Below are 13,332 nucleotides of genomic sequence, written 5' to 3' on the forward strand. Positions count from 1 at the left end.
AACCAGAGTTTCGCCGAGATCGCGCGCGCCATGGGCGCCGAAGGCATCACGGTCGACAAGCTGGAAGACGTGGGTCCGGCCTTGAAGAAGGCCATCGACATGCAGATGAATGAAGGCAAGACGACCATCATTGAAATCATGTGCACGCGCGAGCTGGGCGACCCGTTCCGCCGCGATGCGCTGAGCAAACCGGTGCGGCATCTGGACAAGTATAAAGACTACGTTTGATGTGATGGGGTTGTTGGATTACGCCTTTCAGGCTAATCCAACCTACGCCACGGCATGCGCGTAGGTCGGATTAGCCGGGCCTCGGCCCGGCGTAATCCGACACAGCGTTGTGACGAAATTCTCACAGATTGTCACGGAAACATCATAATTTCATTAAAGAATACAAGGCGTCCCGTTTTTTGGATTATTTGATTTGACAAGGCCATGCTTAAGGCTTAAATTCAATAAAAGACAAAAAACGGAACGTAGCGTATCAAAAACGATTTACGGAGACCACCATGAACCACCCTGTACCGCACACCGACGCCGTCACCATCGACTTTTTGCAAGCGTTCGGCGATGCCTGGAACCGCCACGATATCGACGCCCTGATGGCCGCCATGGCCGACGATTGCGAATTCCATGCCGTGGCCGGCCCTGATCTGCTGGGCAAGAGTTTTGTCGGCCGCGACGCCGTGCGCGCCGGCTTCGAACTGGCCTGGCAAACCTTCCCTGACGCCGCCTGGCTCAATCCAGAACACTTTGTCAGCGGCCAGCGCGGCGTGACGGAGTCGACGTTTGCCGGCACCAAGGCGGACGGCACGCGCATCGAAGCGCGCATGGTCGACATCTTCACTTTCCGCGACGGCAAGATCGCAGTAAAAAATGCCTTCCGCAAGGATCGCCCACCGGTCGCTACCGGCAACAAAGCCTGAGCCAGCACGTTCACCGGGAATGATCATGAACAAACCTGTCGACACCCCATCTGACGTATTGGGCACCAGCACCGCCGCCCGCACGTCCTACGATCCCGCCTACGATCCGCTGGTGGCCCAGCGCCCCGGCCACGGCAATGCCTACGCGCCCACCTACTGGATCGGCACGGCCGGCGAGCCACCCGCCGACGACGGCCCCATCACGCATGATATCGATGTCGACGTGGCCATCATCGGCTCCGGCTTCACGGGCTTGTCCTGCGCCATCTTTTTGGCCCAGGAACACGGCATCAAGGCCACCGTGCTGGAAGCGAACCGGGTCAGCTGGGGCTGCAGCACGCGCAACGGCGGCCAGGCGCAATGCACGACGGGCCGCCTGAAGCGCTCGCAGTGGATCGCCCGCTACGGCATGGACACGGCCCTGAAACTGCACGCGGAAGTGTGCGACGCGATGCAAACGTTCAAGAAGATCACGGCCGACATCGATTGCGAGCCGCAGCCGGGCGGCCACCTGTACATCGCCCACAAGGCGAAAGCCATGCCCGCGCTGGAAAAAGAAGCCAAGGTCATGCGCGAAATCTTCAAGTACGACGCGCGCATCCTCGACGCCGATACCGTCAAGCGCGAATTCGTCGACGACAAGGAAGCGGCCGGCGCCCTGCACGAGCCGGAAGGCATCGGCATCCACGCGGGCAAGCTGGCGTTCGGCTACCTGCGCAAGGCCCGCGCGCTGGGCGCCAAGGTGCATCCATCGAGCCCCGTGATGGGCTGGGAAACGCGCAACGGCGTGCATTATCTGCAAACGCCGGGCGGTGTGGTGCGTGCCCGTTCCGTGGCCGTGGCCACGGGCGGCTACACCTCGCCGCACCTGCATCCGCAAGTGAAGAACCGCCTGCTGCCGATTCTGTCGAATTCGCTCGTCACGCGCCCATTGACGCCGGCGGAAATCGAGGCGTGCAACTTCCGCACCCACCAGGTGATCACGGATACGCGCATCTTGCGCCACTACTACCGCTTGATGCCGGACAACCGCGTGCAGATCGGCAGCCGCAGCGCCATCACGGGCGCCGACGCGCCGGACGACAAGTACAAGCAATTTTTGATCAACGATCTGCACCGCAAGTTCCCCGCGCTGACGGGCATCGGCATCGATTATTCGTGGTGGGGCTGGGTCGACGTCAGCCACGACATGATGCCGCGCATCGTGCAACCGGACCCGAAGCAATCGATCTTCTATTCGCTCGGTTACGGCGGCAACGGCGTCATGTACTCGGCGCAGGCGGGCCGGCGCATGGCCGAGCGCATCGCGGGCAAGGCCAGCGACACGGGCTTGCCGATCTTCAATTCGAAACTGCCGTACCCGAACATGATGGAACTGGTCGAGTCGCAAGCCTTCGCCCCGTTCCGCCGCCTGGGCCAGCGCTTCCTGTACCGCTGGTATCACCTGAAAGATGAAGTGTTTTAAATCGCAGTAGCCGTACCAAGCCGCCGTATGGTTGACAAAGAGCAACCAGCGGCGCCTGTTCCGCAAGGCGCAGACATTGCCCGAACGTTCACACATAACAATAAATCTTGGAGTGAGACATGAACACGAATACGAGCAAAACCCCGAGCAAAACGGTCTTTTCAACGATGCGCCGCGCCGTCCTCGGCACCCTGGTACTGGGCGTCGCCCTGGCCTCGAGCGGCGCGGCCTTTGCGCAAGGCAAGGAAGTGACGATTGCCTACCAGGAAATCAATGGTCCCTTCCTCGTGGCGATCGCCAGCGGCGAAGTGGAAAAAACCACCGGCTATAAAATCAACTGGCGCAAGTTCGACTCGGGCGCCAAGGTAGCCACCGGCATGGCTTCCGGCGACGTGCAGATCGGCGTCATCGGTTCGAGTCCCTTGACGGCGGCCGTCAGCCGCGGCGTCGACCTGCAGCTGTTCTGGATCATCGACGACATCAACGAAGCCGAAGCGATGGTGGCCCGCAATGGCGCCGGCATCACCAAGCCGACCGACTTGCGCGGCAAGAAGATCGCCGTGCCGTTTGTTTCCACCACACACTTCCACACCATGTTCGCGCTGGAAACGTGGGGCATCAAGCCCACGGAAGTGAAATTGCTCAACATGCAGCCGAACCAGATCGCCGCCGCCTGGGAACGCGGCGACATCGACGCCGCCTTCGTGTGGGACCCGGCCTTGAGCAAGCTCAAGCAAAACGGCAAGGTGCTTGTCACGTCCGGCGAACTGAGCAAGAAGGGCAAGGCCACGTTTGACGGCATGGCCGTCGAGCGCGCCTGGGGCGAAGCGAACGCGGACTTCATGGCCAAGTTCGTCAAGGTGATGGCCGCGGCCGACGCCGACTACCGCGCCAATCCGAAGGCGTGGACCATCGATTCCCCGCAAGTGAAAGCCAACGTCAAGCATTCTGGCGCCGCCGCCAAGGACGTGGCCGCTTCCGTGGCCCTGTACGCCTACCCATCGTTGCAGGAGCAGGCGTCGCCCACCTGGCTCGGTGGTGGCGCCAAGGGCGGCGTGGCGCAAGCCTTGCTCGCCACGGCGCAATTTCTGAAAGCGGAAGGCAAGATCGACGCCCTGGCTCCCGATTACGCCAAATATGTGACACCCAGGTATGCACAGGCCGCCGGCCTGCTGAAGTAAACGTTGTGCGATGGCGCGCCTGCGGGCGCGCTGACTGAACAGAATGCGTTGAACTGAAGTGACTACACCTATGCGGGGCACATGATGGAAAATCTCTACGTCAAGGATGTCAGCGTGATTTATCCGGGCAAGACGGCCGGTGAACGCGTACATGCCTTAAATAATATCAATCTCACCATCAATAGCGGCGACTTCGTCGTCGCGCTGGGCGCCTCGGGCTGCGGCAAGACTACCTTGCTGAGCCTGATGGCGGGCTTTATCGCCCCGTCCAAGGGCGAAATCATGTTGGGTAGCAACAAGGTGGAAGGGCCGGGCGCCGACCGTGGCGTCGTATTCCAGAAACATGCCTTGCTGCCATGGTTGAACGTGATGGAAAACGTGGAATTCGGCCTCAAGCTGCAAGGCGTGGCTAAAGCCGTGCGGCGCGAACAGGCGGCCAAGAACCTGGCGCTGGTGGGCTTGAAGGACTTTCACGACAATATGATTTATCAATTGTCGGGCGGCATGCAGCAAAGGGTCGGCATCGCCCGCGCGCTGACCAGCAATCCCGCCATGCTGCTGATGGATGAACCGATGGCGGCGCTCGACGCGCTGACGCGTGAAACCATCCAGGAATTGCTGCTCGATATCTGGGCCAAATCCAGCACCATGTTCTTCTTCATTACCCACAGCGTCGACGAGGCGCTGTTCCTGGCGAACCGGCTGATCGTCATGTCGCCCCGTCCGGGCCGCATTACGCACACGTATGAACTCGATTTCAACAAGCGCTTCCTCGAATGCCGCGATGCGCGCGCCGTGAAATCGAGCCCGGACTTCATCAAGATGCGCGAAACGGTGCTCAACATCATTTATGGCGACGAGCGCGCCGTCTATAAAGAGCTGGAGGTGTCTCATGCATAGCCCATCCGCCGTGGGATTTCCTCCCGCCACCGCCAAGCGCGCCGGCTTCTTTGGCCGCCTGTTCGCCCCCCGCTGCGCCATGCCGGGCGAAGCGTTCGGCGCGCCGGGGCAGGGCAATTCCAGCCGCATCGCCACCGTCACCGTCATCGCTGTATTGCTGTTGTGGTTCGGCGTGACGGCCAGCGGCATGGTCAAGCCGCTGTTCCTGCCGTCGCCGCAAGCCGTGTATGAAAAATTCATCATGGCGGCGACCACCGGTTTCGGCGGCGCCACCTTGTGGGAACACACCGTTGCCAGTCTGGTGCGTGTGTTCGGCGCCTTTGGCCTGGCCTGCCTGTTCGCCATTCCCGTCGGCGTGATGATGGGCGTGAACCGCGTGGCGCGTGGCATCTTCGATCCCTTGATCGAGTTCTACCGTCCTCTGCCGCCGCTCGCTTATTTGCCACTGGTTATCATCTGGTTCGGCATCGGCGAGTTTTCGAAGGTCTACCTGATCTTCCTGGCCATCTTCGCGCCGATGGCCATCGCGGCCCGCGCCGGCGTCAGCTCCGTGTCGCTGGAGCAAATCCACGCGGCGTACTCGATGGGTGCCACCCGTTTCCAGGTCATCGTGCACGTGATTCTGCGTGCCGCGATACCGGAAATCCTCACCGGCATGCGCATCGGCATCGGCGTAGGCTGGACCACCCTGGTGGCCGGCGAAATGGTGGCGGCCACGCGCGGCCTGGGCTACATGGTGCTCAGCGCTTCCGAGTTCCTGGCCAGCGATGTCGTGATCATGGGCATCATCGTGATCGGCTTCTTCGCTTTCCTGTTTGATTTGATGATGCGTTACCTCGAACGTACCCTCGTGCCATGGAAGGGCAAGGTGTAAGACGTTCCCGGGAGTGGCGCGCACGCCACAAGTGTTGCCGCCGCTCCCATCTTTTAAGCAGCAATAACTCAGCAATACCCCGTACTTACCCTCCAGCGCGCTTGCCCCCTGGCTGCCGCGCCGGGCCGCTGCATTTCCAGATTGACTTATGGAATGTGGCCAACCAGACTGATTCACACGATGTATCGATGCTGCTTGACGGTGTTGCCTAAATAAAACAAAGCCGCGTGGCAAGAACAAGCCGCAGCAGGCAGGGCGCACCGAGCTTCAGAGATTTTCAGGAGACAAAACATGATTAGCGAATCGCATAACAGTACCGGCTTGCAGCACTCGCTCAAGCAACGCCACATGAGCATGATCGCCATCGGCGGCGTGATCGGCGCCGGCCTCTTTGTCGGCAGCGGCGTCATCGCCAAGGCCGCCGGCCCGGCCGCCATCCTGTCCTTTCTGCTCACGGGCGGCCTCGTCGTCCTGATCATGCGCATGCTGGGCGAGCTGGCCTCGTCCCTGCCCGTGGTCGGTTCCTTTTACGAGTATGCGCGCCTCGCTTTCGACGACAAGCCGAAAGTGTCGAAATTCCTCGGCTTCATGAGCGGCTGGATGTACTGGTATTTCTGGGTCGTCGTCGTGGCCCTGGAAGCCATCGCCGGCGCCAAGCTCGTCAACTTCTGGCTGCCTGACGTGCCCTCATGGGCTATCAGCCTGGTGTTGCTCGTGTCGATGACCGTGCTCAATCTGTTCTCCGTCAAGGCCTTCGGCGAATTCGAATTCTGGTTCGCCTCGATCAAGGTCGTCGCCATCGTCGTCTTCCTGTTCGTCGGCGCCCTGTTCATCACGGGCAGCTTGCCCAACAGCATCCCGACCCTGGGTTTCTTGACCAGCCATGGCGGCTTCATGCCCCACGGCTGGGGCCCCGTGCTCAGCGGCGCCGTCGCCGCCACGGCCTTTTATTCGGGCGCCGAGATCGTCACCATCGCCGCGGCAGAAACTTCGGACCCGGCCAAGGCCATCGCCCGCGCCACCAATTCCGTCGTCATGCGCGTGCTGATGTTCTATGTCGGGTCCATGTTCGTCGTCGTCTGCATCGTGCCCTGGGATTCGCCGGCCATCGCCACGCCTTTCGTCAGCGCCCTGACCGTCATGAACATCCCGTACGCGGCCCACATCATGAACGCCATCATTTTGACGGCCGTGCTGTCGGCCCTGAATTCCAGCCTGTACGCCTCGTCGCGCATGATCTTCGCGCTGACGCGCCGCGGCGACGCCCCCACGGGCCTGGTCAAGCTGAGCAAGAATGGCGTGCCGATCCGCGCCATTTTGTTCAGCACCTTGTTCGCCTACTTCGCCATTGCCGTCTCGTATGTGTCGGCCGACCTGGTATTCCCGTTCATCGTCAATTCCTACGGCATCCTGATCCTGTTCGTCTACCTGCTCATTGCGATATCTCAATTGCGTTTGCGCCGCCGCCTCGAGCGCGAATGCCCGGAACGCATCAAGGTGCGCATGTGGCTGTTCCCCTACCTGACCTATTTCACCATCATCGCCATGCTGGTGATCCTCGGCGCCATGAGCGTGTCGTCTGATACGGAACAGCGCGTGTCGTTCTGGTTCGGCCTGCTGAGCGTGGTCATCATGAGCGTCATGTACTACATCAAGAAACTCGTCAACGACGACCGCAACGGCGACAACGAAACCAAAGTGGAGCTCAAACATGTCTGACACGACCTTGCCGCCCGCAAACCGGCGCCGCTTCCTGCGCACGACGGCCGCCCTGGGCGCCGCCGCCGTGGCGGGGCCGACCTTGGCCGCCTCCGTCACTTTGCCGTTTGAAAACGGCGAGCGTGAACTGGTGGCCTTCCCGCAGAAACGGCCGCTGATCCTGCTGACCAGCCGTCCGCCCCAGCTGGAAACGCCGTTCAGCGTCTTCAGCGAGGGGGCGATCACGCCCAATGACGCGTTTTTCGTGCGCTACCACTGGAGCGGCTTGCCAACCAGCATAGATGGCGACAGCTACCGGCTGCGCATCGGCGGTCTGGTGAAGACGCCTCTGGAGCTGTCGCTGGCGGAATTGAAACAGCTGGCCGAACCCGTCGACGTGGTGGCCGTGACGCAATGTTCCGGCAATAGCCGCGGTTTCTTTACGCCGCGCGCCAACGGCGGGCAGCTGGGCAATGGCGCCATGGGCAATGCCCGCTGGACGGGTATCCCACTGAAAACCGTGCTGGAAAAGGCCGGTATCGCGGCCAGCGCCGTGCAGGTCGCATTCAATGGCCTGGAAACGCCGCCAGTGGGCGACGGTCCCGACTTTCAAAAAGCCTTGTCCGTCGAGCACATCATGGCCGGCGACGTGATGCTGGCCTGGGCCATGAATGGCGAGGACATTCCTTTCCTCAACGGCTATCCGCTGCGCCTGATCGTGCCGGGCTTCTATGGCACCTACTGGGTCAAGCACTTGAGCGACATCACGGTGCTCGACAAGCCGTTCGACGGCTTCTGGATGAGCACGGGTTACCGCATCCCCGACAATGGCTCCGGCTTCATCGAGCCGGGCACGCCCGTGGGCAAGACGACGCCGATCAGCCGCCTCAACGTGCGCTCCTTCATTACCAGCGTGCACGATGGCGCGCAGGTGAAAGCGGGGCGCGACCTGGCCCTGCGCGGCATCGCTTTTGATGGCGGCCAGGGCATCAGCGAAGTGACCGTGTCGGTGGACGGCGGGCAGACGTGGCAGGAAGCCAGGCTGGGCAAGGACCTGGGACGCTTCTCGTTCCGCGAGTGGACGATGGTCATGAAGGCGCCGCGCAAGGGCAAGCACGTGCTGATGGTGCGCGCCGTCAACCGCGTCGGCCAGAGCCAGCCCATGAAAGCCCTGTGGAATCCCATGGGTTATATGCGCAATGTGGTGGAAACCACGCGCATCCAGGCAGTGTAAGGAGAATCAAATGCAGATAAGAACACTTGCCGCCACTGTGGCCCTGGCGCTTGCCGGCAGCGCTGGCGCGCTGGAAATCCAGCTGCCGCCGGAAACGGCGACCTACAAACCCAGCGAATTGCCCGGCTACCAGCTGGTGCAGCGCAACTGCATGACGTGCCACGCGGCCCAGTATGCATCGAGCCAGCCGCCCGCTTCGCCGCGCGCCTACTGGGAAGCGACCGTCAAGAAGATGAAAAAGCCGTTCGGCGCCCAGTTTGACGATGCGGACGTGCCGGCCATGGTCGATTACCTGGTGAAAACCTATGGCGCGGAGCGGGGCGCTGCCGTACCCGCCGCCGTCGCCAAGCCCGTGGCCGCCGCGGTTACGACCGCCAGCGGCAAGGATGTGAAAACCTTGCTGGCGGCGAACGGCTGCATGGCTTGCCACGCCCTCGACCAGAAGGTGGTCGGTCCCGGCTTTGCGGAAGTGGCGGCCAGGTACAAGGGCAAGGATGGAGTCGTCGCCGTGGCGGCCAACATCCGCAGCGGTGGTTCCGGCAAATGGGGCCCCGTGCCCATGCCGCCCTTCAGCCAGCTGAGCGAGACGGACGCGGCGGCCCTCGCGAAGTACGTGCTGAACCGATAAATTCGTCGCGGACGCGCGCCAACCATTAATACCACTTGCGCCCACCCATCTTGCGCGGTATTGCCCGCTGCCATTGCGCAGCGGGCTTTTTTTTACCTCCTCCATTCGCCGCCGCATCGCTTGCCAATGCAGCGGTCAACAGCACTGGTACTGTAAAAAACACCGTTATATAAAACCACTTGACTACCAATTTGGGGCGTCGCATTCTCTGTGCAGAAAGCCGATGCTGCACTGTGCTTTCTTTACGTACAACATAAAAAGCTACTTCGATAGTTTTCGTATAACGTTCAGGAGACATTGTGAAGACACGGCAAATTAGCCGGCTGGCCTCGCCTTTGATGGCTGGCCTGCTGGGCAGCGCGCTGCTCGCTTGCGGCGGCAATTCCACCACCGAAGCCCCATCGACCCTGCTGGCCGCCACGGCCGCCAGCGATCAGTGCGCTGCCTGGAGCGCCGCCGCCGTCTACACGGCGGGCCAGTGCGCCGTCTACGATGGCAAGGTGTATCGCGCCAAATGGTGGGTGCAGGGCACGGCGCCGAACAACGACCAGTGGGGACCGTGGAGCCTCGACACCACCACGCCGACTCCGACACCCACGCCTACCCCGACGCCAACGCCGACACCCACGCCAACGCCAGGCATCCCCACCAGGGCCCAGGCCGAGGCCAACGAGGCGGCGCTGACGAACAACGATTTCTTCCGCAAGGTCAAGGCGTCGATCCGCACCCTGGGCAATGCGGCCGTCGAGGCCGTGCAGCCTGGCCTGGCCAGCAATCCGCTCAACGTCAAGCGGGTCGAGCGCCTGCTGCCGGCGGCCAAGTGGGATTACTATTTTGCCGCGCGCGACGCCAGCTACACGTATCAGCGCTTCCTGCAAGCCGTGGCCAAGTTCCCCGCCGTGTGCGACGACTACAGCGACGGGCGCAATGCGGATGCCATCTGCCGCCACAGCCTGGCCACCATGTTCGCCCACTTCGGTCAGGAAACGGGCGACCACAACGCCAGCAGCCCGCTGCCGCAATGGCGCCAGGGCTTGAAGTATTTGCGCGAACTGGGCTGCGACGAGACGGGCGCCGGCTGCGGCTACAACGTCGAGTGTGCCGATCCCGTTTTCAACAAGGTCTGGACCTGCGGCAAGAATGCCGATGGCAGCTTCAAGAAATACTTTGGCCGCGGCGCCAAGCAGCTGTCGTACAACTACAACTACGGTCCCTTCTCGCAAGCCATGCATGACGGCGACCAGTCCGTGCTGCTGAAGAATCCGGACCTGGTGGCGTCGACCTGGCTGAACCTGGCGTCGGCCACGTTTTTCTTTGTCTATCCGCAACCGCCGAAGCCGTCGATGCTGCACGTGCTTGACGGCACGTGGGTGCCGAACGCGGCCGACACGACGGCGGGGGCGGGCAATAACTTCGCCACCACCATCATGATCATCAACGCCGAGTGCGGGCAGGGCACGGAAAAGCAGGCCGCGCAAAACCGCATCGATTACTACAAGCAGTTTGCCGCCGACATGGGCTGGGATTATTCCGGCGAACAATTGTCGTGCGCCAACATGCAGCGCTTCACCCCGGCCAGTTCCGCTTCCTACAACATCTATTGGGAAAAGAACTGGAGCGCCGGCGGCGAGAACCAATGCCAGCTGGTCAGCTATCAAACCCCGTACAGCGCCTTGCTGGCGGGGAACTACGTGAAATGCGTGGAAGCCAACTGGAATGTGAAGTTGCAGTAACAGCAAGTGCAAGTCTAGCCAGCCAGGGATAACAGTTGACAAGAGCCCCTCGAGGGGCCTGCAACAGCTCTCGATGTAAAACCATAACGGAGACCAATACAACATGAAATCGAATGCATTATTGATGGCCCTGCTCAGCGGCGTACTCGTCGCTTGCGGCGGGGGCCAGGACGGCACGACCGCCACGCCCAACACCTTGCTTGCCGCCGTGGAAGCGTGCGCCGTCTGGGATGCCGCCACCGTCTACACGGGCGGCCAGTGCGTGCTTTACCAGGGTGTCACCTACAAGGCCAAGTGGTGGACGCAGGGCAATGTGCCCAGCGCCGCCGACCAGTGGGGCCCGTGGGCCGTGACGGATACGACCCCGACGCCGACGCCCACCCCGACGCCAACACCGACGCCCACCCCAACGCCGACACCGACACCGACACCAACGCCGACGCCGACACCAACACCAACGCCAACGCCAACGCCGACCCCCACGGCTTGCCGTCCGGACGGCCTCATCTCGGCCGTGCCGAATGTGCCATATTGCAAGGTGTACGACGCGAATGGCCGCGAAGTGCTGGGCAATGGCTTGAACCGGCGCATCGTCGGCTATTTCGCCAGCTGGCGCACGGGCGCCGATGGCAGCCCCACGTATCTGGTGAATAACCTGCCGTGGGACAAGATCACCCACCTGAACTACGCATTCGCCTCCGTCGATCCGGCCACGTCGAAAATCGCCATCGGCAGCGGTGCGGCCAATCCCGATACGGGCCTCACCTGGCCGAACGTGCCGGCCGCCGCCATGGACCCGTCCCTGCCGTACAAGGGCCACTTCAACTTGCTGGCGCAATACAAGAAGAAGTATCCGGGCGTGAAACTGATGATTTCCGTGGGCGGCTGGGCCGGCAGCGGCGGCTTCTACACGGCCACGACGAACGCGGACGGCAGCATCAACACGGCCGGCATCAACACCCTGGCCGATTCCATGGTGGCCTTCGTGCGCCAATATAGCTTCTTCGATGGCGTCGACGTCGATTACGAACACCCGACCACCAACAATGAAGCGGGCAATCCGAACGACTTCGCCGTCTCGAAACCGCGCCTGGCCGGCCTGATGACGAGCTACAACGTGCTGCTGAAAGTGCTGCGCCAGAAGCTCGACGAAGCGGCCGTGCAGGACAATAAATACTATCTGCTCACCATCGCCGGCTCCGCCTCGGGCTGGGTCTTGCGTGGCGAGGAAAACATGTCGGGATTGAAATATCTCGATTACGCCAGCCTGATGACCTACGACTTGCACGGTGCGTGGAACCAGTACGTGGGACCGAACGCGGCGCTGTTTGATGACGGCAACGATGGCGAACTGCGTGCCGGCAATGCCTACCAGTACCAGAACATCGGCTACCTGAACACGGACTGGGCCTACCGCTACTACCGTGGCGCCATGCAGGCGGGGCGCATCAATATCGGCGTGCCGTTCTACACGCGGGGCTGGAAGGACGTGACGGGTGGCACGAATGGACTGTGGGGCACGACGGCGCTGACCAATTCCACGGTCACGTGCGCTGGGGTAAAAACCTGCGGCATGGGGGCCACCGGCATCGATAACGTGTGGTACGACCTCGACTCGCAAGGCAAGCCGACGCCAGGTGGCGGCAACCCCATCTGGCATGCGCTGAATTTGCAGAACGGTATCGTGCCGAGTTACCTGGACGCCTATAAAGTCACGGACAAGGCGCTCGTGGGCACCTATGTGCCGTACTACAGCAGCACCATGGTGGCGCCGTGGCTGTGGAATGCGACCAAGAAAGTGTTCATTTCCACGGAAACCACGCAGTCGATCGCGGCCAAGGCCCAGTACATCGTCAACAACAATATCGGCGGCGTGATGATCTGGGAAATGGCGGGCGACTATGCCTGGGATGCCACGCGCAATGGCGGCAAGGGCGAGTATTTCATGGGCACCACCCTGACGGACGTGCTGTACCAAGCTTTCCGCACGGCTGGCGCGTACGGCAACAAGCGCGCCGAAATCGCCATGCCGGGCACGGCGGCCAACGTCAGCATCACCCTGGGCGGCTGGAAGCTGGGCGACAACAACTTCCCCATCAACCCCGTGATGACGGTGAAGAACAACACGGCGTCCACCCTGCCGGGCGGCACCGTGGTGGAATTCGACTATCCCGTGTCGGCGCCGTCGGACATGAGCGACCAGTCCGGCTTCGGCTTGACGGTGATCAATGCCGGCTACACGGGGCCGAACAATATCGGCGGCTTCACGAAGAACTACAACCGGGCCCGCTTTGCGATTCCCGCCTGGCAATCGCTGGCGCCGGGCGGCTCCGTCGCGCTGACCCTGAACTACCGCTTGCCGATCTCGGGACCGGCCAACTACACGGTCACCGTGGGCGGCACCAGGTACGCGCTGACGCAGGAGTATCCGGAACTGCCGGTGGCATTGCCGTAAGTTGAATCCGGCAGTGTAAACAGAGAAGGGCGGAACCGAGGTTCCGCCCTTTTTTCGGGGTCAGACCCAACGGGTCTGACCCCAGCCTTTGCTTCCGGGTTGTTTCAGCTTAAAACCAGGTTTCCACCTGGAAACCATAGGAAGTACCGCTGGTATTGTTGTTGTAGATCGGGCCGCCGTTGTTCGACGCATTGACCGAGGCGGTCGCCGCATCGTTCCACTTGCCGTACGTCACGAAAGC

13 protein-coding genes are annotated in these 13,332 nt (G+C 61.9%); 11 read left to right on the plus strand and 2 right to left on the minus strand.

The genetic code is table 11. The features are described 5' to 3' along the window. The 9 genes from BLU39_RS27865 to BLU39_RS27905 form a co-directional block, all read left to right on the plus strand. A partial coding sequence (locus tag BLU39_RS27865) for a thiamine pyrophosphate-dependent enzyme (protein ID WP_254789083.1) occupies positions 1-228 on the plus strand: 228 nt, incomplete at its 5' end. Positions 229-506: 278 nt separating this feature from the next. Further along, complete coding sequence (locus tag BLU39_RS27870; protein WP_092719674.1) at positions 507-923, plus strand: nuclear transport factor 2 family protein; 417 nt, start codon at positions 507-509, stop codon at positions 921-923. A gap of 25 nt (positions 924-948) precedes the next feature. Beyond that, the gene (locus tag BLU39_RS27875) at positions 949-2,388 is read left to right on the plus strand and encodes an NAD(P)/FAD-dependent oxidoreductase (protein ID WP_092719693.1); all 1,440 of its coding nucleotides are present in this window, start codon (positions 949-951) and stop codon (positions 2,386-2,388) included. 119 nt (positions 2,389-2,507) lie between these two features. After that, positions 2,508-3,569 (plus strand): taurine ABC transporter substrate-binding protein, encoded by a 1,062-nt coding sequence (gene tauA, locus BLU39_RS27880; RefSeq protein ID WP_175539443.1) that lies wholly within the window; start codon positions 2,508-2,510, stop codon positions 3,567-3,569. Positions 3,570-3,653: 84 nt separating this feature from the next. Beyond that, the gene (locus BLU39_RS27885) at positions 3,654-4,469 is read left to right on the plus strand and encodes a taurine ABC transporter ATP-binding protein (protein ID WP_092719699.1); all 816 of its coding nucleotides are present in this window, start codon (positions 3,654-3,656) and stop codon (positions 4,467-4,469) included. A gap of 79 nt (positions 4,470-4,548) precedes the next feature. Continuing rightward, positions 4,549-5,343, plus strand: coding sequence for an ABC transporter permease subunit (locus BLU39_RS27890; protein WP_058049276.1), 795 nt, complete (start codon positions 4,549-4,551; stop codon positions 5,341-5,343). Between the two features lie 291 nt (positions 5,344-5,634). After that, the gene (locus BLU39_RS27895) at positions 5,635-7,062 is read left to right on the plus strand and encodes an amino acid permease (protein WP_092719679.1); all 1,428 of its coding nucleotides are present in this window, start codon (positions 5,635-5,637) and stop codon (positions 7,060-7,062) included. After that, the gene (locus tag BLU39_RS27900; RefSeq protein WP_092719682.1) at positions 7,055-8,275 is read left to right on the plus strand and encodes a SorA family sulfite dehydrogenase catalytic subunit; all 1,221 of its coding nucleotides are present in this window, start codon (positions 7,055-7,057) and stop codon (positions 8,273-8,275) included. The genes BLU39_RS27895 and BLU39_RS27900 overlap by 8 nt, the downstream gene beginning before the upstream one ends. A gap of 10 nt (positions 8,276-8,285) precedes the next feature. Next, positions 8,286-8,903 (plus strand): SorB family sulfite dehydrogenase c-type cytochrome subunit, encoded by a 618-nt coding sequence (locus tag BLU39_RS27905; RefSeq protein ID WP_092719685.1) that lies wholly within the window; start codon positions 8,286-8,288, stop codon positions 8,901-8,903. Positions 8,904-8,928: 25 nt separating this feature from the next. Here the strand turns inward: BLU39_RS27905 and BLU39_RS28450 are convergent, their stop codons facing one another. Then, on the minus strand, positions 8,929-9,201 hold the full coding sequence (locus BLU39_RS28450; protein WP_139178512.1) for a hypothetical protein: 273 nt from the start codon (positions 9,199-9,201) through the stop codon (positions 8,929-8,931). Between the two features lies 1 nt (position 9,202). Between BLU39_RS28450 and BLU39_RS27910 the strand changes: the two genes are divergently transcribed. Both BLU39_RS27910 and BLU39_RS27915 read left to right on the plus strand, forming a co-directional pair. Next, complete coding sequence (locus BLU39_RS27910) at positions 9,203-10,636, plus strand: glycoside hydrolase family 19 protein (RefSeq protein ID WP_254789084.1); 1,434 nt, start codon at positions 9,203-9,205, stop codon at positions 10,634-10,636. A gap of 103 nt (positions 10,637-10,739) precedes the next feature. Further along, positions 10,740-13,091: a chitinase C-terminal domain-containing protein gene (locus tag BLU39_RS27915; RefSeq protein WP_092719690.1), complete on the plus strand. Its 2,352-nt coding sequence runs from the start codon at positions 10,740-10,742 to the stop codon at positions 13,089-13,091. Positions 13,092-13,200: 109 nt separating this feature from the next. Here the strand turns inward: BLU39_RS27915 and BLU39_RS28455 are convergent, their stop codons facing one another. Further along, a complete protein-coding gene (locus tag BLU39_RS28455; protein ID WP_251352003.1) occupies positions 13,201-13,326 on the minus strand; it encodes a carbohydrate porin in 126 nt (41 codons plus the stop codon). Positions 13,327-13,332: the final 6 nt, after the last annotated feature.

Origin of the sequence: Janthinobacterium sp. OK676 (assembly GCF_900103595.1) — a bacterium.
Taxonomy (GTDB): Bacteria; Pseudomonadota; Gammaproteobacteria; order Burkholderiales; family Burkholderiaceae_D; genus Janthinobacterium.